The organism is Aeribacillus sp. FSL K6-2833, assembly GCF_037965815.1.
In the GTDB taxonomy this organism is placed as follows: domain Bacteria; phylum Bacillota; class Bacilli; order Bacillales; family Aeribacillaceae; genus Aeribacillus; species Aeribacillus composti.
Window position 1 is genome coordinate 279,614 of record NZ_CP150189.1, and the last position, 21,363, is coordinate 300,976.

Here is a 21,363-nt window from a genome sequence, read left to right on the forward strand (position 1 = left end):
AGAAAAAAATGTGTGGCAGAGGTTGATGAAATGAACAAATCACAGCCAATTTTTATAGGAATTGATATTGGAACACAGGGCATTCGCACAATTGCAATCGGTTATAACGGAACTATTTATGCAGCCAGTACTGTAACTTTTAACTTGGCGAAAGGAAACGAGTTAAGAATGGAGCAATCGCCGTTTATGTGGTGGCAGCATACCGCTGAATCTATTCGACAAGTAGCAAATAGTTTGAAGGAGCAAAAAATTCTTAATCAAGTTGTTTCCTTGTCTGTCACTTCCACATCAGGTACTGTAATTCCCCTTGATAAACAATATGAACCGCTATACAATGCCTTAATGTACAGCGACAGCAGGTCAGCATCTGAGGCAGCGCTTTGCAGAGAGGCTGCCTTTGCAGCAGGGCATTATACGGCATTTTCCAGCTCGTATGGTTTGCCGAAAATTGTTTGGTTCCATAAACATTTTCCGCAAATAGCAAAGGATGTATGTTTATGGGCGCATCCTACTGACTATATTATCGGGAAATTAACGGGAAAATGGGGAATAACCGATTATACGAGTGCATTTAAAAGCGGCTATGATTTAAATAATGAAAAATGGCCGGAATATATTGAAAAAACTTTAAAAATACCTGTTAAATCACTTCCAATCGTATTGCCTTCAGGGACTTTTGCTGGGAATGTGTCAAAGGAATGTATGGAGGAAACAGGGTTACCGGAAAATGTAAGCGTTACACTCGGACTGACTGACGGTTGTGCGTCGCAGTTCGCATCCGGTTCATTATCGCCTGGAAACTGGAACACGACAATTGGCACAACTTTAGTAATAAAAGGGATTACATACGAGCCAATAATAGATGAGAAGGGAATACTTTATAACCATCGCCATCCAGATGGATATTGGATGCCGGGCGGTGCGAGCAACACAGGGGGAGATTGGATTTCAATTGATTATTCAAAAGATGAATTAGCTTATTTAAATAGTAAAGCATATGAATATTTCCCAAGCCGGTGGATTTCGTATCCGCTCCGGCAAAAGGGAGAGCGTTTTCCTTTTGCATTTCCTGACATACAAGGCTTTGACGAACCAGGTTTGACAAAAGAACAGCTCTTTATTTCCCGTTTAGAAGGTGTTGCCTATCTTGAAAGAATGGCTTACGAGATGATTGAAAAGCTGTCAAGCGAGAAAGTGAGGGCTGTCTTTACAGCAGGCGGAGGAAGCAGCAGTGATGTATGGCTGACTATACGGAGCAATGTCTTAAAGAAGCCTATTATTAAAATGAAGCATAGCGACGGTGCTATTGGGGCTGCGATTGTTGCGGCAGCTTCATATTTTGGAAGTATTCAAGAAGCCGGGGAGAACATGCTGAAAAGAGAAAAAGAGGTGATGTTTGAAGAACATATAAGTGAACAATATGAAGAAGGATATGAACGCTTTATTCAAGCACTTAAAAAGAGAGGAGTTGTGCTGTGACAAGATTTTTCCTTTTACGCCATGGAGAAACGGAATGGAATCGGGATGGCAACAAATATTGCGGAAGGACGGATGTTTCACTGTCAGAGCAAGGGATTAAGCAGGCGGAAGTAGCAGCTAAAGCGCTGAAGCACGTAAAGTTTCACGCGGTCTTTTCTTCAACTCTAGTAAGAGCATCGGCAACAGCTGCAATTATAAGCAAAGAGTTTGGTTTGCCAGTTATTGAAGATCAGCGTCTTGTAGAAATTGACTTCGGGAAATGGGAAGGAAAAACGGTACAAATGATTGAGAGAGAACATAAGGATTCATGGACAGATTGGTTAACGAATCCAGCAGAGTGTTTTGCCGGGGAAACGGGAGAATCTGCAAGTCAAGTTTATAATCGGATCCAATCTTTTTTTGAAGAGGTATCGAAAACATATCCAGATAAAAATGCGCTTGTTGTAGCTCATAACACAGTAAACCGTATTGCTGCAACGCAATGGTTTGGATTACCTTTTTCGCATTACCGCAAAATAAAAATGGACAATACAGGGGTTTCTATTATTGAATATCACGGTAAAGGAAAGGCATCCATTATTCAATGGAACAGTATTTTGCATCTTCTTTGAAGCAGGAAGTTTCCGATAAGCATCAAATCGATCTTAAAAAAATTTCCTTTTCGGAAAGGTATGGAGAAAATTGAACAAAACGTTTAAGTTTTTCGCCCTTGCTTTTTTCCTGTTCCTTTTGGCATCCTGCTCTTTATCAAAAGAATATGAGGTTATTTATGTAGATAAACCAACTGAACAAATGAATCATGAAAGCAACAGGAATCATGAACATGAGATTGTCATTGGACTTGTTCCTAAAATCGCTAATATTCCTTATTTTTTAGCAGCAAAGGAAGGAGCCTTAGAAGCAGCGAAGGATTTGAATGTTACAGTCATCTATAAAGGGCCTTCTGCGGCAACCGCAGAGGAACAAATTGCCGTTATTCATGAGCTGATAGAGCAGAAAGTAGATGTGATTGCTGTTTCAGCAAATGACCCGAAAAAATTGGGTACGGTTCTGCAGCAGGCCCGTGAAAAAGGGATAAAAGTCATCACTTGGGATGCAGACACAGACGCAAAATATCGTGACTTCTTTGTCAATATGGTCGATGCCGAGCAAATGGGAAGACATATTATGGATCTTTTAGCATTAGAAATGGGAGAAAGGGGGAAATACGTTATTTTGACCGGCTCGCCGACTGCTGCGAATTTAAACAATTGGATTAGGTGGTTAAAGGTGCAGCAAGAAGAATATTATCCAGAATTAGAGCTGCTCGATGTGGAGTATGCGAATGAAGATATTCACAAAGCTTACAATTTAACAGTTAACCTATTAAAAAAATACGATGATCTAAAAGGGATCATTGGTATATCGACAGTGAACCCGCCTGCTATTGCGCAGGCGTTAAAGGATTACGGAAAATCTGGAGACATTAAAGTTGTTGGAACATCGACTCCGAACATGACAAGACCATATTTGAAAGAGGATGTGCTGCAAACCATCACATTATGGAGTCCGCAAAAGCTCGGTTATTTAACCATTGCGTTAGCCAAAAACTTAGTGTTGGAGGATTTGCCGTATGATGGACAGTTTGTGGAGAATATAGGGAATATTAGTTTTGACGGCGACATGGTGATTATGGGACAGCCAATCGATTTTACAAAAGAGAATGTGGATCAATATGATTTTTAAGAGAAGAAACGATTCAAGCCGAAAATCTTTGTCTTTAACACATAAACTAATTATTTCCTATGTTCTGCTGACTGTTATTCCAATGGCTTTGCTTGGTCTTTTAGCGTATTCGCAGTATACATCCTCTATCGAGAAAGAAGTCGGAAAATACACTCCGCGATTATTAAAGCAAGTGAATAATAATATCGAAAATGAAATCAGGAAATTGGAAGCGCTTCCAAACCTAGTGTATAATTCGAGCGATGTGATGACAATATTACGGGAATCGGAAGAAACTACTCAATCTAAAAGACTCCGAGATAAGTATATTGTTGAAAGCTATTTAACAAGAACATACTTGCGAAACCACACAGACAATATTTTAGGAGTGTTCCTTATATCGAAGAACCGTGTTTTTTCAAGCACTACTTTACCTTATGAGAATTTTGGCTTTCATGACGGTTCGTTGCCATATTTAAATTCTTTAAGCAAAGTTGGAAGTATGGAAGTAGTGTTATCAAGTCAAATTAACTTAACTTTTGAAGGATCTCCTTCCTATTTTATGCTAATAAAAGAAATCACCGACTTCGATAATAGAAAAAAGCTGGGAACAATATATATTGTGGTAGATGTAACATTCATAGAGCAGTTCGCTAAGGATTTGCTGCATGAAAAAGATGCGGAAGTATGGATGATGACGAAGGACGGAATGATTATATATCATTCAGATCGCTCCAAAATTGGCACAGTCGATAGGAGAATTGACAAATATCCAATTTTAAACGGCAGCTTTACTATAAAAAAGAACGGCGAGCGCCTGCTGGTTAGCTTAAATGAGTCGAGTGTATTGCCGTGGGTGATGGCTCATAGCATGCCAATAAAAAATTTAACAGAAACAACGGATTTAGTAAGAAACGTGACAATCCTCATTTTCATAGCGTTTGCCCTAATAACGACCGCCATTTCCATATTCTTTGCAATGAATGTAACCCGTCCTTTAAATAATTTAAGCAAAATGATGAAGGAAGTTGAAAAAGGAGATTTAAGCATTAATATACCTGTTCATTCAAATGATGAAGTCGGGCAGCTGGCTAAAAGCTTTAATTCAATGCTGATGGAAATTCGAGAGCTGATTAAGCAAAAATATAATGTAGAGCTTAAACAAAAAACAGCCGAATTATATGCATTGCAATCTCAAATTAATCCTCATTTTATGTATAACACATTAGAAACAATCAGCATGTCGGTCGAAGAAGAAAAAACAGAAGATGTTGTAACAATGCTGACTTTGCTTGGAAGAATGCTTCGGTATTCTTTAAATAACAAAGATAAATTAGTCACGATACGGAATGAACTGCAGCATATTGAAGATTATTTGCGCATACAGAAATTCCGGTTTGAAGAACGACTGCACTTTGAAATTGAAAAAGAAGAGAAATTACTAGAATACTATATTCCTAAATTTGTGCTGCAGCCAATCATTGAAAACTCTATTAAGTACGGACTTGAAAAACAGAGAGAACTAAAAGTGAAAATTTCAGTTTGTGAAGAGCATCCGGACCTCATTTTAACTGTTTTGGACAGCGGTCCTGGAATCGCCAAGGAAAAGCTGGAAGAGTTAAATGAAAGATTGATGGCTGATCCAATGTTAGGAAGGGATTCCGGTATAGGAATTATAAATGTAAATGCCAGAATTACAATGATTTTTGGGGATCAATACAGATTATCGATTACTAGTCATGTAAATAAAGGTACTATGATTAAAATTCGAATACCAAAAATAAATGCCTATCAAGCAAACCAGCTTCTTTTGAAAGGAGGAGGTGATTAATGATCACGGATCAGATAAAGGTTGTAATTGTCGATGACGAGCCGCGAATTAGACAGGGACTTGAAAGGCTGATTAAAAAGTTTAGGCCAAACTGGCACATTTGCGGGGTATTCTCAGACGGAGATGAAGCTTTTAGAGAAATTCATGAAAAAATTGGCGCCTTCGATCTTATATTTACCGATGTGCAAATGCCGATTATAAACGGATTGGAATTAATTAGTCTACTGAAAGAAAAAGGGTATAACTTTTATTCCATTATTATCAGCGGGTATGATGATTTTAAATATGTCCAGACAGCGCTGCGGGAGGGGGCAATTGATTACATTTTAAAACCGATAGATCGAGAGAATTTTGAATCCCACTTACAAAAAGCAGAGAAAATTATAGTAACTGACAAGAAAAACAAAAGACTAATCGAAGAGGCTGAAGAAATTCAAACAAAATTGACGTATGAAAAGCAAATCCAATTATTAAGCGATACGACGGCAGTTGAAAATATGGATGTGTCGTATTTGGACTGGACACGTGATTTTCCAGATGGAAAGTATAACTTGCTTTATATCGGTATAGATAATGCGTTTTCTAGAAACGGCTTCGAAAATAAGGATGAATGGAAGAAATGGGATGTCACCATCAAAGAATCGATTCGAAAATCGTTTATAAAGGAACGCAATTGGATATGGAAAAACAACCAATATTCGTATTGGGTACTTATTTATAACGGGGAAGAGGCGAAGATTGAACAAAGCTGTTTGTCGCTCAAAACAACCATTCAGAGGACAACGCCTTTTACGGCATCGATTGCTTTAGGACAGTCATTTGTGGATTTATCAATGTTAGTGGATGTAAAGAATGAGCTGCGAGAGGCAATGAAATATAGGATGATTCAAGGAGGGAATAAGCTTTTTAAAACGGAATCTTTAAAGCACCTTACCTATAATAAGATTACGGATGTTCCGCCGGCAGTGTACAAATGGGCTGAACAAACGGTTGAAGCAATGAAATATGAAGAGCAAAATGTTTTAACAGCAATCAACTCATTTTTTGACGAGCTCAAAAAAATGACCTCTCCTTTTTTGCTTCAAGAATCTGTTCGTTATTTGTGCATCCGGGTCATAAACCAATGGATACAGGATGATGGGATTAGCGAGCTTCCTACACTGCTTAGCGAGGCGTTTTCGATTACGGATGAACCGGCTTCCTTTTCTGTTTTGAGACAGGAAATGATTAACTGGATCATGAAAATTAGAAAAATGAGAGAATATTATCGGAAAAATACAATTGACCCAATTGTTAAAGCAAAAGAATGGATTCATTCTAATCTTGGCGAAAATATTACCATTAAACGTATTGCGGACCATGTTCATTTAAACCCAACCTACTTTTGCGAATACTTTAAAAATCAGACAGGAGAAACAGTTCTGGATTATGTAACGAATGCGAGAATTCAAAAGGCGAAACAATTATTGGCTGCTACGGAAATGAAAATTTATGATATAGCCGTTCATGTCGGATATCAAGATGCAAAATATTTCAGCAGATTATTCAAACAATGGACCGGCTTATTACCGTCGCAATACAGGGAAAAACGGGGGAGCTTTTAAAAGGACGCACTGAAGGCGTTGAAAACTGATCGTTGAAATACAAAAATACTTGAAACCTTTTTAAAAGAACGTACTGAAGACGGTTGGCACATACCGAACTTTGTATCGGCAGCTGTGCTGAATTTGTTTTCAGTACGTTTTTTATTTTTTTTAAATTTCCTGAATATTGTCACACCAATCCGAATTTTAACTCCTATCCATAAGTAAGCGATTTCATTAATATGTTTATAAAAAGAAAACACTTGAATTTATCTGTGAAAACGGGGGAATTTTCAGTGACGATGATAGGGCCGTCGCTAATGTGTGCAGACATGGGAAATTTAAAAAGGGATGTGCAAGAACTTGATCAGGCCGGGGTCGATTTTTTTCACATTGACATTATGGACGGTTCGTTTGTTCCGAATTTTACGATGGGGCCGGATATGGTCAACGTCATCCGTGCGGCAACGGATAAGCCGTTAGATATTCATCTCATGATTATGAGGCCGGAGGAGCATATAAATTTATTCGCTGATGCCGGTGCGGATATGATTTCGGTTCATATTGAATCAACTATTCACTTGCAGCGCGTTTTGCAAACGATCAAATCTAAAGGCATAAAAGCGGGAGTGGCCTTAAACCCCTCCACTCCAATTGAATCGATTGAATATGTGATGGATGTGATTGATTATGTCACATTGATGACAGTGAACCCCGGTTTTGCCGGTCAAAAATTCATACCGACGATGTATAACAAAATCAAGAAACTTCATCAATTGATTGAAAAAGAAAGCTACAATATATTGATTCAAGTTGACGGCAATATAGGTTATGAAACGATCCCAAAGGTTTTGGAAAATGGAGCAAAAATGCTCGTTTGCGGCACATCCAGCTTGTTTAAATCCAAAGGGTCTCTTCATGATGCTGTTATTCATCTTCGTCAATTTATTGAAGGAACAGCCAAGGTAAAAACGGGGGATTAATATGTCTTCAATTACAGTAGTTGGCAGCATTAATATGGACATTGTTGCGATGACAGACAAATATCCGAGCCATGGTGAGACAGTTTTCGGGAACAGCATGGTTTTGTTTAGTGGAGGAAAAGGCGCCAACCAAGCAACAGCTTGTGCAAAGCTTGGAAAAAAAGTTTATTTGATTGGTGCGATCGGAGAAGATGCTTTTGGTGCCGAACTAACAAAAAGACTAGTGCAAAACCGTGTCGACACGACATTAATCAAAATAGTGCCGAACGTTCCTACAGGCAGCGCCTTAATTACAGTTGATTCATCAGCTGAAAACACAATGCTCGTGATAAAAGGCGCAAATGATTCATTAACCGCTGAAGATATATTGGAAAGGATCCATACAATTGAGGACAGCAAGGTGCTTCTCATTCAGATGGAAATACCTGTTGAAGCCGTTATCCAGGCGATGAAAGCAGCAAAACGAAAAGGGATGTTTGTTATATTAGATCCGGCTCCTGCAGAAGGCATAGTACTCGAGGCTCTCCAGTATGCCGACATTATAACGCCGAATTTACAGGAAACCTATACATTGACAGGCATTAAAGCTGATTCAGAAGAAAGCGCAATCAAAGCAGCAGAGCATTTCCACCTTCATTTTGGAATGAAAAAGAGCATTATTAAAATGGGCGGAAGCGGTCTCGTGCTTTATGATGAAGGCAAGACTTTATTCATACCTCCGTTAAAGGTAAAAGCTATTGATACGGTTGGAGCTGGAGATTCCTTTGCCGGGGCTCTTGCATGCGCAATTGCTGATGGAAAAACATTAGAGGAAGCTGCCAAATTTGCTGTTATTGTTTCCGGCATCAAAGTAACTAGAAAGGGTGCGCAAGACGGCATTCCGACACTTGAGGAAGTAAAGCAATATTGTAAAGAAAATGGAATAACAACTGGTTAGAAATAAGGTGATAGCATGAGTGAATACTTGCTTCAAATGTTAAATATCAGCAAAACATTTCCTGGTGTAAAAGCATTAGATGACGTGAAGCTTGAAGTAAAGAAAGGGGAGGTTCATGCCCTTATTGGAGAAAACGGCGCCGGTAAATCCACACTCATTAAAATACTAGCTGGAGTTTATCAGCCTGATCCAGGAGCCCAGTTTTTCTTTGAAGGAAAGGAAGCAAAAATACGAAGACCAATTGATGCCACTATGCGCGGCATATCAATTATTTACCAGGACTTAAGCTTATTTCCGAATTTATCGGTAGCAGAAAACATTTATATAGGAAGAGACAGCGATAAGCATTCTTGGAAAAAAGTTGATTGGGCTCTTATGGAAAAAACGGCCAAAAAGGCTTTAAAAGAGCTTGATTTTGAGATTGATGTTTCAACACCGGTAGAAAAACTGAGCATAGCCCAGCAGCAGATGGTCGAAATAGCGAGGGCGCTTGCGTTTGATGCGAAATTAATCGTCATGGATGAGCCGACATCATCACTTTCCGCCGGTGAAGTAGAGAAGCTGTACGAAGTTATATTTTCTTTGAAAAAAAGAGGGATTTCAATTATTTTTGTAAGCCATAAATTAAAAGAACTTTTTACAGTTTCTGATCGATTCACCGTTCTAAGAGATGGCAAATATGTCGGTACGTATCATGCAAATGAATTAACAGAAGAAAAACTAATTACGTTAATGGTTGGCCGGAAAATTTTATATGAAAAAAATAAAGAAAAGGCAGCCTCAGGCAAAACATTGCTTGAAGTAAGAAACCTTGCGAAAGAAGGAAATTTCAAAGATATTTCATTTGAACTGAGGGAAGGGGAGGTTCTTGGAATTACAGGGCTTGTAGGCTCTGGTCGCACCGAGCTGGCGCAAGCTATTTTCGGCATTAATCGTCCTTACAAAGGGGACATCATCATTAACGGTCAAAAGACTGTGATTAAGTCTTCAGAAGAGGCAGTAAAAAAAGGAATTGCTTATATTCCTGAAAGCCGGAAGACGCAAGGGCTTATTTTAAGACAATCAATCATTAACAATATTTCGCTTCCTGTGTTGAAAAAATTAAAAAATAAATTTTTGCTGATTAATCGAAGAAAAGAAATAGAATTAGCTGAGCATTATATACAATCATTAGATGTCAGACCGCCGCTGCCATACAGGGCTGCCGGCGATTTGTCAGGTGGAAATCAACAAAAGGTAGTCATAGGAAAGTGGCTGTCAACAAATCCTAAAATTTTGATTATCGATGAGCCGACTAACGGAATTGACATCGGTGCCAAGTCAGAAATCCATAAGCTTTTAAGAGGATTAGCGGCAAATGGAATGGGAATCATTGTGATTTCTTCTGAACTTCCTGAGGTGCTTGCTGTTAGCGATCGCATTATCGTTATGCGCCATGGACGAATTGCAGGCGAACTCGGGATTCATGAAGCGACACAGGAAAGCATCATGAACCTTGCATTGCTTGGGCAAAAGGGTAAGGTCCGCGAGGAGGCACAATTATGAAAGCGTTTTTAAAATCAAAAGAAATGAGCGTTGCTGTCATTATTTTACTTCTATGCATCATATTGGCCTTCATTAGCCCGGTATTTTTAACAGCAGATAATTTGTTGGATGTTGTGAAAGGAAATGCAGTATTAGGCATTTTGGCTATTGGAATGACGCTTGTCATCATTACAGGGGGGATTGATGTATCTGTTGCAGCAGCGACAAGCGCGGTATGTGTCGTTTTGGGCAAGACGATGATGTTTTTGCCTGATAGCCCACTGACCATTGTGTTAATTTTTGTCATTGCTCCGCTTTTCGGAGTGCTGTTAGGCTCCATCAATGGAATTTTAGTTGCAAAAATTCAAATTCCGGCGATTGTCGTTACTTTAGGGATGATGAGTATTATTAACGGACTTGTTCTGTATATTACAAACGGCCAATACTTGAACAGCAGCAACTTCCCAACTGTTTTCTTGAAATTTTCGAATTTCTCTGTTTTTGGAATATCCATTATTATTTGGCTTTTTATCATTACAGCAGCTTTGACATGGTACATTCTTAAATACACATTAATCGGCCGCGAAGTAATGGCTATTGGCGGAAACAAAGAATCGGCTGTCCGAGTCGGAATTAACTACAGCAAAGTTCAAATATTTGTTTTTTCTTATATGGGATTTTTAGCAGGGATTGCTGCGATTGCTCAAACTTCTTATACAAAAGCGGTAGATCCGAACGGAATGCTTGGCTTGGAATTAATGGTTATTGCTGCAGTGGTGCTAGGAGGAGCCAATATAATGGGAGGACGCGGAACAATATTTGGAACGATATTAGGTGTTCTTCTGCTAGGAATTATACAAAATGGATTAATATTAGCGAAAATTGATACTTTCTGGCAAAAGGTTTTTACAGGGGCAATTATATTAATCGCTGTATCGTATGACCATATTCAATATAAACGCTCGCAAAAGCAGCTTTCAAAAATTGAAGTGGAAGCTTAAGGGGGGAGAGGATGAAACAGGTTACGCTTTCAAAAGAAAATATACTCGGACTCATTGCCATCGGTCTATTTGTTTTGATGAGCATAAGTGTTCCGGGATTTTTATCAAGCAATAACTTGACAAATATGATGTTTCAGCTGCCTGAGTTCGGTTTGTTTGCTTTAGCCATGATGGTGGTGATCGTAACAGGCGGAATCGATTTGTCGATCACGTATACGGCAGCGCTGGCAGGGGTAGCAATTGCGATATTATCAAGCAATGGATATCCGATGATCATTGCGATTTTAGGAGGCATTGCAGTTGGACTTCTTTGCGGTTTTATGAATGGATTGATTATAGCCAAGATCGGAGTATCACCGATTCTTGTAACCCTTGGGACAATGGTATTGTTTGAAGGGCTTATTCTCAGCATTACAAAAGGAAATTCAATATCCGGATTCAGCCCTGAGTACACGCTGATTGGAAATGGTTATTATCTGGGGCTCATTCCGCTTTCGATTATAATCTTTCTCTTTGTCGCTATTTTGACTTCCGTACTGCTGAATAAAACAGTATGGGGAAGATCAGTTTATATGGTTGGAAGCAATCCGGTTGCATCCTTGTTTTCAGGGGTTAATAACAGCAAGGTTTTAATGAAGGTGTATTTATATAGTGCTTTGTTAGCAGCAATTGCTTCTATCATCATGACATCAAGATATAACACAGTAAAAGTTGATCTTGGATCATCCTATTTATTGCAAAGCGTTGCAGCAGCCGTTCTTGGCGGTACTGAAATCCAAGGAGGCTATGGGAAAGTGATCGGCACGTTATATGCAGTTATGATTTTTCAAATGATATCCAGCGGCTTAAATCTAATGGGAGTGCCGAGACCGATTGTGACAGTGATTATGGGGGTTATTTTAATCGCGGTGTTAATTATTAACTTTATTAAAGTAAAGGCTGATGAAAACAAGCAAAAAAAGCTTGCAGAAACAGCATAATGACTTTTCTTTAATTGGTTAAAAGATTTATAAACTATAAATTTACAAGGAGGAACAGTATGAAAAAAATTGCAGGTTTATTTGTCGCTTTATTGCTTGTATTTGGTCTTCTTGCAGGATGTGTTTCTCAGCAGGGTGCAGGGGGGAATTCAAATTCATCTAAAGATGGAAAAGATGAGGCTGGCGGGGGCGATGGAAAAATCAAAATTGCCGTTGTTCCTAAACTAATTGGCATTCCATATTTCAATGCATCTGAAAAAGGAGCAATTCAAGCGGGAAAAGATCTTGGAGTCGAAGTGATTTATACAGGTCCAACAGAGGCAGATGCTGCCCAGCAGGTTAAGGTGATTGAAGATTTAATTAGTCAAGATGTGGATGTAATTGCTGTTGCACCGAATGATGCAGCTGCATTATCGCCTGTATTACAAAAAGCGAAGGATAAAGGAATTATCGTGATGGACTGGGATACACCAGCAGATCAATCTTTAGTTGAACTTTCTGTCCACCAAATTGATGACGAAGCTTATGGCCGTCATATCGCGAAATCATTAATTGAACAAATGGGGACTGAAGAAGGGGAAATCGCCATTCTCACAGGTGGTCTTGCGGCAGCAAACTTAAATTCATGGATCGATGCAGCGAAGAAGGAGCTTGAAGAAAATTATCCAGGAATAAAGCTAGTAACAGATAAAATTGCGACTGATGAAAAGCAGCAAGTGGCATACCAAAAAACGCTTGATTTAATTAAATCATATCCGAACCTTAAAGGGATTATGGCATTTTCAACTCCTGCTCCTCTTGGCGCAGCTCAAGCTATTCAAGAGAAAGGTCTTCAAGACAAAATCGCTGTTGTCGGAACAGCACTTCCGAAGGATTCAGCTCCATTTTTAGAGGATGGCTCATTAGATGTAGCAATCCTTTGGGAGCCTGACAAATTAGGATATTTGACAGTCGCTTTAGCTAAAGATCTTGTTGATGGCAAAAAGCCTGAAAACGGCCAAAATATAGATGGTGTAGGAGAAGTGGAAGTTTGGGAGGATGGTAAAACGGTCATTATGGGACCGCCTACAGACTTTACAAAGGATAATGCTAAAGACTATGACTTTTAATTTTCGTTAAAGAGATTACCCCTCTCACATTTTTGCAATTGGAGAGGGGTTTCGTTATTTTAGAAAGTATTGCTATTTTTGCAGATCCGGTAAGTTCTTTGCCTTGCAATAAAAAAGTGAAGGCTAAAATATCAAAATTTTTATTGGCAGGAAACGTAAAGAGATTTTTCTTGCTTTGTGGAAAGGGAAAACTTTTTTAATGGTTACTGCCAATGAATTTTTTGAAGAATGGAAGAAAAGTTGTTTGCAAATGTTTACTCAGATTTTGACCTGCTGCATGAGCAGCAAGAAAATGTCTAGTTATGGAATGCTATCCTAATTTTTAAGCTAAACATTTAGCAGCTTCATAGATTGTGTGAATTTTAGGAGGGATAAAATGACACATATCGCAGTTGACATCGGTGCATCAAGCGGACGGCTTGTCATAGGGGATATAAAAAATGGGAAATTGACAATTGAAGAAATACACCGATTTGCCAATGGTTTTACGGAACGAAATGGAACGTATTATTGGGATATTGATCATTTGCTGACGGAAATTGTAAAGGGATTGGCATATGCCAAAACATTGGGAGTGAAAAGGTGTACACTTGGAATCGATACTTGGGCTACAGATTATGTGCTGGTCGATCAAGAAGGAAAAAGGGTGCAAGAGGTCATAGCATACAGAGATAAAAGAACAGAACGGACGATTGAGAAGATTACGAAGCATATTTCCAAAAAAGATATATATGAAAAAACAGGCATTCAGTTTTTATCCTTCAACACCTTATACCAGTTATATGAAGAAAAAAAAGAAAATCTTGAAAAAACGAAAATGATTATGACAGTTCCTGATTACTTAGGATACAAACTGACTGGATGTGCAGTGACGGAAGTGACAAGCGCATCTTGTACTCAGCTTTTAAACGTGAAAGAAAAAGATTTTGATCAAGATTTGCTTCAGCTGCTGTCAATTGAGCGTGAGCAGTTTCCGCCGTTTTCTTACCCCGGGGACATGCTCGGATATGTCAGAAACGAATATTTTCCTGATTACGATCTGCCCGAAACAAAAGTGATTATAGTCGGTTCTCATGATACAGCTTCCGCAGTTGCAGGAGTACCTGCTGCTGAAAAAAATTGGGCGTATTTAAGCAGCGGAACTTGGTCTTTGATTGGGATTGAATCGGATGCGCCAATCATTACAGAAAAATCATTATTTTACAATTATACAAATGAGTGGGGAGTGTTTGGGACATACCGTTTTTTAAAAAATATTATGGGCATGTGGATTATTCAAGAAGTGAGAAGACATTTAACGAAAGATTACAATTTTGCCCAAATGGTTGATGAGGCAAGAAAGGCGCCTCCGTGCAAACAATTTATCAATTTTAACGATCAGCGATTTTTTAATCCGGACAATATGGTAGAAGAAATTCAGAAATATTGCAGGGAAACGCTTCAGCCTGTGCCGCAATCAACAGGAGAAATTGCGAGATGTGTATTTACAAATCTGGCTATACTATATTCCTTGTCAATTGATGAAATTGAAAGTATATCGGGCAGAACAATCGATTCATTATATATTGTCGGAGGCGGCTCGCAAAATGATTTCATAAACGAAATGACCGCTGCTGTAAGCGGAAAAACGGTTTTTGCCGGTCCCTCTGAAGCAACGGCTGTAGGAAATATTTTAATTCAGCTAATAGCGGAGAAAAAGCTTGCAAATTTACAGGAAGGACGGAATCTAGTTTTGAACTCTTTTTCTATAAAGCGTTTTGATCCAAGAGAAAGCGGAAACGATGTATTAAAAGAACAATTTAAACAAGCTGTTTTCTCCTGGATATGTACAGAGTACCGGCTCCATAAGAAAAATTGATCATAACACAATAACTCATAGTGCCTATGTTACATCAGGAATGAGCGGCGCTCCAATTTATGTTCACCAGCAATTGGAATGCATTATCATTAAAAAGTACATCGAGTTGGGGAATAGCATTTCCAACAGCCTCAAAAAATTTCATTTAAACTTGGGGCGCAAAATGAAACAGAATATGGAAAGGTTCCTTTTGATGTTCTTAATAGATTAGCTGCCGTTTTATCGGATCATGTACAATAAAAGAGATTTTAGAATAAAGACACTATTCCAAAAGGCAAATAAATGAACTTCAAAAGGAACCAAAAAAATTTTTCTCTCAATTTATTGCTCCAAGAAAAATGTTAACGGAATGTTGAACATAAATTTTAATAGAGAAATATTTAAAAAGGTAAACCGATTCTTTTTACAGTGAAAAAGTCAAGAAAAAAGCGGTAAGACTTTACTTTAGCTGTTTAATTTTTTTCATCATTTTGTGAAAACCTTCCTCTCCCATTGTTAATAATTCTTTCTTCATTTGTTGATTGACTAGGCAAAAAGCAGGGATTCCTTGAATACCAAAAGATTGTGCGATTGCATAGTTTTGATCTAAAACTACAGGAATTGTAATCTTTTTTTCCTCTACTCGTGTTTTCACAAGCTCCAACGCTTTCTCTTCAGCTGTATAAGGTACATGAACGGCAATGACATGAAAGGTTTCAAGATTAACTGTTTCTTCTAATAACTGATCCGTTAATTCACTGCAATACGGGCAGCTAATTGACCAAAAATAAAACAAAAGCCGATTGGATGATGGGAAATCATGGCCGTTTTTTGGAACATTCAGCCACGGCAAGTCTTTTGTCATTGTTTGTATTAAATCCATGTGCTGTTCCTCCTCATTGATCCTTTAGTTGCATAGCGATAATTTTACCAATTGCTTCCTCCGCGGCAAAAGGACTGACCATTCCGGACGGCTTATCCAGTTCTTCTTTTAGACACTTCAACATAAGAGGTTCAATTTTAGACGGATCGATCAAGGAGATTGCCCATGATGCCCAAAAACGCGGTTTTCCTTCTGTATTTCGTGCAACTTCAACGAGGGCGTTCAGACTGTGATGTCCGATTCTCATTAAGGATAAAGCAGCTGACATTCTTATATCTTCGTCGTCATCTTTTAAAAGCGAAGCGAGTTCGGGAACTGCTTCCTTTGCATCTGCACCAAATTCCCCCAGCACAACGGATGAAATCATTCGGAGGGATTTCTCATCTTTTAAAGCTTTTATGAGTATTGGGACAGCGGCTTTTCCCGTTTTTTTTAGCTCTTTCACTCCTTGAAATACCGTTGCTTCATCGCTGCTTTTTAGTTTCGTTAAGGCTTGAGAGATTATTTCATTTGAACTCATGAAAATTCATCTCCTTAAGAAAAAGTATTAAATCCCTTCTGATTCAACGTTCATATTGATAGAAAGATAAGAATAAAATCGTGCTTAACACGATCATGAAAAGAGGCAGCCAATAGAAAAGAAGGTTTTTGAAAAGAAAAAACAAAAGGATGTAACAAAGGGTGCTCCCCATACAAATGAAAGCAAAATTTTTATAGTATGAAATCAGGCTGAGAGAGGGGTCTTTTTTATATGTTCTAACAAATGCCGCCCAGCGGATGGAAAGCATGAGCATGTATCCTCCAAGCCCGTACAAACTAAATGAAAGGAAATCTGTAAAAGCAGTGTTGAAATGGAAATGCCACATACCCACGCAATAAAGATAAAATAGAAAGATCCAAGCGGTATTCGAGCCTTCCAGCAGCAATGCTTTTTTCCATAGTTTTCCCGGCAGCAAAAAAAGATCTCCAGACTTTGCATGTCTAATTAATCCTGAATAGTAGGAACTGCTGAAAAAAGCTCCGATTGTTAAAACGACCAAAATATAAAACCAATAAATGTTTTTTGCAATGAAAACGGGAACTAAGATGAGAAGAACAAACAAATGAGTAGCATGAAAAAAAATGTATTTCTTGGCAAGCAATATTTCGAGCCAAAGGAAAGAAAAAATACCGTTTAATCCTTTCAGCCCCCACCATGTGTGCATCTCTTTCAGGCTGTTTTTAAAAAAATCGGTTTGATGATCTTGAAACTCCGCCCAAAAATCAGCTTCTTTTACCAATTTTTCTTTGCATTCCGATTTTTTCGTTGTTATTCGAATAATCATGAACGAAAGGGCGATCATGATTAGAAAGGCAAGAAACCCTTGCAGCAAAAAGCTGTTTGTAAATAAATAGCCGATAAAGCCGATATGGTGGCTAATATACTTCTGCCAAATCAATTCATTGGCTTGAAAAAAAGAACCATAGAGAGCAATACCATATATAACGGTGAGAATGAAGGCAACAAAGGAGAAAGCAATTTTTGTTCCTTTTACAGTTCTGGCACAGGACATAGCCATTATCCATGATTCTAATAAAACAATGAGACAAAGTAATCGGATTGATTGTGCTGTTAACCGGCCAAATGGATTTCCTGCCAAAAAATAAACGGCATCAGCTGTGATTCCTGAGAGAAGACAGAGCAACCCTTTCCAAGACAATCGCCATAATAATATGGAATAAACGATTTTAGTGAAAGAATAAGGGGCGGTATAAAGCCATATGACGTCTTGCATGAGCCCAGGTATGCGGTTGGAAAGCAGCCCAAAAATGGTCATGACAATAAAAATTCCTGAGCAAATCCATCCTGTATAGGCAATGTCCCAACTTCTGGAATTAGCCCCCCATTCAAGTTGAAATAGAAAAAACCATATAAATAAAACAAAAATGAACAGAAAGAATTTTATCCCGTGTTTTTGGCTATCGATTTCTCTTTTCGCTTGAAGGAACAAAAATGACCAAATATTAATCATTTGACCAATCCCCTAAACTGCGTATGACTTCTTGCTTCCAGGCTGGATATTCTTCGTTGTTTTTTGGTACGGCCATTTCTTTTACAATACGGCCTTCTCGAATTAATAACACTCTATTAGCCGTTTCCAATACAAATTCGAGGCTGTGGGTGGATATGAGAATGGCGCTATGATGTTTTGATTTACGGACAAGCCAGTTGGCAAGCCATTGTTTGGAAGAAATATCCAAACCGATTGTTGGTTCATCCAATATATATATAGAAGCGTTTTGTATAATGGCGCCAGCCAAAATAACCCTTTGCTTTTGTCCCCTTGACAATTGACCGCTTAATCGATCCGCCAACGATTCAATATTTACCGCTTTTAAAGCTTCATAAACTTTTTTTTGAAGGTCTTTTTTTTCAACTTTGAAGGCTCTGGCGCGAAATTGCAAATGTTCCGCTACGGTTAAGGTAGGGTACAAATATGGGTGATCCGGAATTAGCGAAGCGGATTGCTGCGCTTCAACCGTACCAGGGGAATGCCCCGCAATTTTGATCGTCCCATCATCAGGGGTGTATAATCCAGCGAGACACCTAATGGTTGTTGTTTTACCTGCCCCGTTTGGCCCTAATAAGGCTACGATTTCTCCTGAATGAACGGAAAAAGTTATATCTTCTACACCATCACCGTTACGATATTTTTTCTTCAAATTGGTTACTTGGATGATCTTCATGCCTCTCCTCCATTGTTATACTGAGGGTTGTTTGAAGGTTTCACTGGCCTTCAATTTTTTCTGGAAAGTGTAATCCCAAAGCGGCTTCATGACAAGAATAAAATTGTAAATAAAATGAATGGTTAAGGAGGACAGAAAACCGAACTGGATGAAAAAGAATCCCAGTATAATGCCAAAGATCACTAATTGGATCCATCTGATCCATCTGGGATGAAATCCTGTTCCTTGGTGCATAATGGCCCATAGAATGGAGGAAATGATGATCGCCAAAGCCCAATTGCCGCTCAACCACCATATCGTCGGAATGATCAACAAACGGTAGACTGTTTCCTCTGCAATGGAACTTTGCAGGCCGATGCTTAATCCTTGTTTAAATGTAAAGCCTGACAAGTAAATGGTACGATTGGACAACTCGGGAGAAATTCGCAGCCAATTTTTCTCTTCCAGCCATGAAAAAATTGCTGAAAAAAAACCTAAGCAGCCGATGCCGACACTTAAGCCGACGAAAAACTGCCATACAGCATTATCAAAAAAAGCTATTTGGAGAACATTACTCAAAGAGTGCCCTGCCAATGAACATATATATACGACGAAACCTGTGGCCAATCCTGCTAAAATTGCCGATAAGATTCCAAGAGCATAAACCGTTTTTATGCTGAGGCGGGAATCATAAGTATTGACGATGCTCAGTTGAATGTCTTCTTTTATTGTTATGATGTTACAAAAGAATAGAACCGCCCCCAGCAAGATGCTTGCAGTGATGCCGGCATTTTGGCGAAGGTTGATAAGGATGATGATCGCTGCAATAACGGCCAGGCATGACGCTAATACTCCCGTCATATTTAAGGTAGATTCCATTTGCTCTTTCTTAACCGCTGTTTCGATGTCTTCTGTCAATATCTCTTGTTCTGAACCGATATAGAATATTTGCCCGTTATGGATTTCAACCGTTATTTTCATTCTTACTGGTTGAGATTCGGCAATATACCAGTACGTTTCAATATTTTCCAAGTCTTCTTCTTTTCTGCCTGCACCTGTGAATTGAGATACAGCCCATAATCCATTATCTGAGACGGCAAGCTCTTTTTTTAATTGTTCCGGAGAGGAAAAAGCGCCTTTATGTTTCGCCATTTCTTTCTTTGACAGGTTCGCGGTGTAAAACGTAATTTCTCCATTTGAATTGATGCCAATGATGACTGATCGGTTTTCTCGAACGAATCTAATTCTCCATGATTCGACTAAACCCCAATGATATAAAATATGGCGAACTTTGCTTAACAATCCTAGGTGATGCAGCATATTGACGGTATTTCGGTCGTACCAATACATCGCATAAAAATCCCAATCTGATACATCAATGCCGGAATACCGTTTAATGAATTGCACTGCCAATTCCCGAGCTTCTTTTTTATGTAATAATAGCGATTCGTACGTTTTTGGTTTGAATTTGTAAAACAGAAAGGTTCCTGCAATAGGAAGGATGATCCATAATAAATGGATGATGGTCGTCATCATGGTTTAACCTCAGCTTCTTTTTGAATGGTAAAAGGCAAATCGGCTTCAGGTAATTCTATCTTTCCTATACATCTACATTGTTTAGCAAGTCGCTTCGCTTGCATTAGCCTTTCCGGTGAACCGATCTCCTGCATGCTGTTTTTTAAGACGTTTCCAAGGGATGTATCTTCAATTTGACAAGGTGTAACTTGTCCATCCGCACGAATATACCATGACAAAAATCCCGGCGTGCAGAAATCTGTAAGACTATCATTTTGATGGTGGTCTTCCCAATCAATAATAATGATTTGATCACTCCATCTTTTTTTGGCGTCTGCCAACTGCTGCTTTACTTTCTCCTTCATTTCGCTTGTCATGTCTTGATATTCAGATGCTCTGCCTACGGGAATAGTTTGACCCGCACGAAATACAACTGCGCCAACTTCCACCGATTTTTCGATTACTTCATAAACTTCTTTGTAGTTGAGTTGGTTAACAGTCATAGCAATGAGGACGGGAACCGATGATTGAGCAAAACGTTCGGCATTTTTCAAGCTTTCGGAAAATCCTCCTTCTCTCCCTCTTAACTGGTCATGGGTGCTGCTGTTTCCATCTATACTTATTTGGACACTGACATTTCCCAAGTGGCTGATCAGTTCAATCTCATCGTCGCGCCAATTTAGGCCATTGCTAAAAAGGTTGACGTTCGTAAATAAAGAACTGGCTGTGGCAATGATTTTCAAGAAATTTTTTGTTAGCTTTGCTTCTCCGCCTGTAATGGTGATGTCAGCTACACCGTGAGATGCGAGTTTTTGCAACACTTTTATCCATTGGGAAGATGATAGTTCATCTGGATACGGTTTTCCTGAGCTTGCATAACAGAAAGGACACTTCAAATTGCACATATTTGTTAATTGAAGGGTGCAGCTGATTGGCAAATAGTACTCTGTAGATCCGGTGATCATCAAAGGGTGATTTAGCAGGCCTTTTTTCCACGCTGATGTAAATGGATGTGAATCTAGCTCGTTATTTAATTCTTCCTCACTTACCTTTTCTTTGGAAAGAATCTCCCAAATTCTTGCCGTTTTTTGAACACTGTTATTTTTGGCAAGCATTAAGGCTAATTCTGTTCCCCTGCCGCTAAGTCTAAAATAGAACATGCTTTTTCTGTCAAGCAAAATGGCCCCATGAGGTTGGAAGTGGATCGCAAATTCTGGTGAAGTGTTAGTTGCCGTTTCTAACAATTTTGACATAAAATCCTCCCTCTATAAATGTTGATATATCAATGGTT

Annotated in this window: 18 protein-coding genes; 12 read left to right on the forward strand and 6 right to left on the reverse strand. The window is 38.8% G+C overall.

Annotated features, from left to right (window positions below):
• Window positions 1–12: 12 nt before the first annotated feature.
• The 12 genes from NSQ94_RS01515 to rhaB all read left to right on the forward strand — a co-directional run bounded on the left by NSQ94_RS01515 (window position 13) and on the right by rhaB (window position 14,989).
• Window positions 13–1,479: an FGGY-family carbohydrate kinase gene (locus tag NSQ94_RS01515; RefSeq protein ID WP_327863021.1), complete on the forward strand. Its 1,467-nt coding sequence runs from the start codon at window positions 13–15 to the stop codon at window positions 1,477–1,479.
• Window positions 1,476–2,090, forward strand: coding sequence for a histidine phosphatase family protein (locus NSQ94_RS01520; RefSeq protein WP_144596913.1), 615 nt, complete (start codon window positions 1,476–1,478; stop codon window positions 2,088–2,090). Before NSQ94_RS01515 ends, NSQ94_RS01520 begins: the two co-directional genes overlap by 4 nt.
• A 70-nt stretch (window positions 2,091–2,160) precedes the next feature.
• Window positions 2,161–3,204, forward strand: coding sequence for an autoinducer 2 ABC transporter substrate-binding protein (locus tag NSQ94_RS01525; RefSeq protein WP_063386509.1), 1,044 nt, complete (start codon window positions 2,161–2,163; stop codon window positions 3,202–3,204).
• Window positions 3,194–5,014: a sensor histidine kinase gene (locus NSQ94_RS01530; protein WP_339229961.1), complete on the forward strand. Its 1,821-nt coding sequence runs from the start codon at window positions 3,194–3,196 to the stop codon at window positions 5,012–5,014. Before NSQ94_RS01525 ends, NSQ94_RS01530 begins: the two co-directional genes overlap by 11 nt.
• Window positions 5,014–6,618: a response regulator gene (locus NSQ94_RS01535; RefSeq protein WP_339229963.1), complete on the forward strand. Its 1,605-nt coding sequence runs from the start codon at window positions 5,014–5,016 to the stop codon at window positions 6,616–6,618. Before NSQ94_RS01530 ends, NSQ94_RS01535 begins: the two co-directional genes overlap by 1 nt.
• A 281-nt stretch (window positions 6,619–6,899) precedes the next feature.
• On the forward strand, window positions 6,900–7,580 hold the full coding sequence (gene rpe, locus NSQ94_RS01540; protein WP_311067313.1) for a ribulose-phosphate 3-epimerase: 681 nt from the start codon (window positions 6,900–6,902) through the stop codon (window positions 7,578–7,580).
• A 1-nt stretch (window position 7,581) separates the two neighbouring features.
• Window positions 7,582–8,517 carry a ribokinase gene (gene rbsK, locus NSQ94_RS01545; RefSeq protein WP_311066774.1) on the forward strand — a complete coding sequence of 312 codons (936 nt, stop codon included), beginning with the start codon at window positions 7,582–7,584 and terminating at the stop codon, window positions 8,515–8,517.
• Window positions 8,518–8,532: 15 nt separating this feature from the next.
• Window positions 8,533–10,062: a sugar ABC transporter ATP-binding protein gene (locus NSQ94_RS01550; RefSeq protein ID WP_063386513.1), complete on the forward strand. Its 1,530-nt coding sequence runs from the start codon at window positions 8,533–8,535 to the stop codon at window positions 10,060–10,062.
• Window positions 10,059–11,042, forward strand: coding sequence for an ABC transporter permease (locus NSQ94_RS01555; RefSeq protein WP_066250447.1), 984 nt, complete (start codon window positions 10,059–10,061; stop codon window positions 11,040–11,042). The genes NSQ94_RS01550 and NSQ94_RS01555 overlap by 4 nt, the downstream gene beginning before the upstream one ends.
• An 11-nt stretch (window positions 11,043–11,053) precedes the next feature.
• Complete coding sequence (locus tag NSQ94_RS01560; protein ID WP_094244945.1) at window positions 11,054–12,022, forward strand: ABC transporter permease; 969 nt, start codon at window positions 11,054–11,056, stop codon at window positions 12,020–12,022.
• A 59-nt stretch (window positions 12,023–12,081) separates the two neighbouring features.
• A complete protein-coding gene (locus NSQ94_RS01565) occupies window positions 12,082–13,131 on the forward strand; it encodes an autoinducer 2 ABC transporter substrate-binding protein (RefSeq protein ID WP_094244946.1) in 1,050 nt (349 codons plus the stop codon).
• A gap of 376 nt (window positions 13,132–13,507) precedes the next feature.
• Window positions 13,508–14,989 carry a rhamnulokinase gene (gene rhaB, locus NSQ94_RS01570; RefSeq protein ID WP_327873478.1) on the forward strand — a complete coding sequence of 494 codons (1,482 nt, stop codon included), beginning with the start codon at window positions 13,508–13,510 and terminating at the stop codon, window positions 14,987–14,989.
• Window positions 14,990–15,428: 439 nt separating this feature from the next.
• Here rhaB and NSQ94_RS01575 read toward each other — a convergent pair whose 3' ends face one another.
• From NSQ94_RS01575 to skfB, 6 genes are read right to left on the reverse strand one after another with little or no spacing between them, the layout of a single operon-like run.
• The gene (locus tag NSQ94_RS01575) at window positions 15,429–15,851 is read right to left on the reverse strand and encodes a TlpA disulfide reductase family protein (RefSeq protein WP_094244947.1); all 423 of its coding nucleotides are present in this window, start codon (window positions 15,849–15,851) and stop codon (window positions 15,429–15,431) included.
• A gap of 13 nt (window positions 15,852–15,864) precedes the next feature.
• Window positions 15,865–16,371 (reverse strand): HEAT repeat domain-containing protein, encoded by a 507-nt coding sequence (locus NSQ94_RS01580; protein WP_063386519.1) that lies wholly within the window; start codon window positions 16,369–16,371, stop codon window positions 15,865–15,867.
• A 43-nt stretch (window positions 16,372–16,414) separates the two neighbouring features.
• A complete protein-coding gene (skfF, locus tag NSQ94_RS01585) occupies window positions 16,415–17,863 on the reverse strand; it encodes a sporulation killing factor system integral membrane protein (RefSeq protein WP_311066778.1) in 1,449 nt (482 codons plus the stop codon).
• Entirely contained in the window at window positions 17,856–18,578 is a 723-nt protein-coding gene (locus NSQ94_RS01590; protein ID WP_117017012.1) for an ABC transporter ATP-binding protein, read from the reverse strand. The genes skfF and NSQ94_RS01590 overlap by 8 nt, the downstream gene beginning before the upstream one ends.
• Window positions 18,579–18,593: 15 nt before the next feature.
• Window positions 18,594–20,093 (reverse strand): type II CAAX endopeptidase family protein, encoded by a 1,500-nt coding sequence (locus tag NSQ94_RS01595; RefSeq protein ID WP_339229968.1) that lies wholly within the window; start codon window positions 20,091–20,093, stop codon window positions 18,594–18,596.
• On the reverse strand, window positions 20,090–21,325 hold the full coding sequence (skfB, locus tag NSQ94_RS01600; RefSeq protein ID WP_339229970.1) for a sporulation killing factor system radical SAM maturase: 1,236 nt from the start codon (window positions 21,323–21,325) through the stop codon (window positions 20,090–20,092). Before skfB ends, NSQ94_RS01595 begins: the two co-directional genes overlap by 4 nt.
• Window positions 21,326–21,363: the final 38 nt, after the last annotated feature.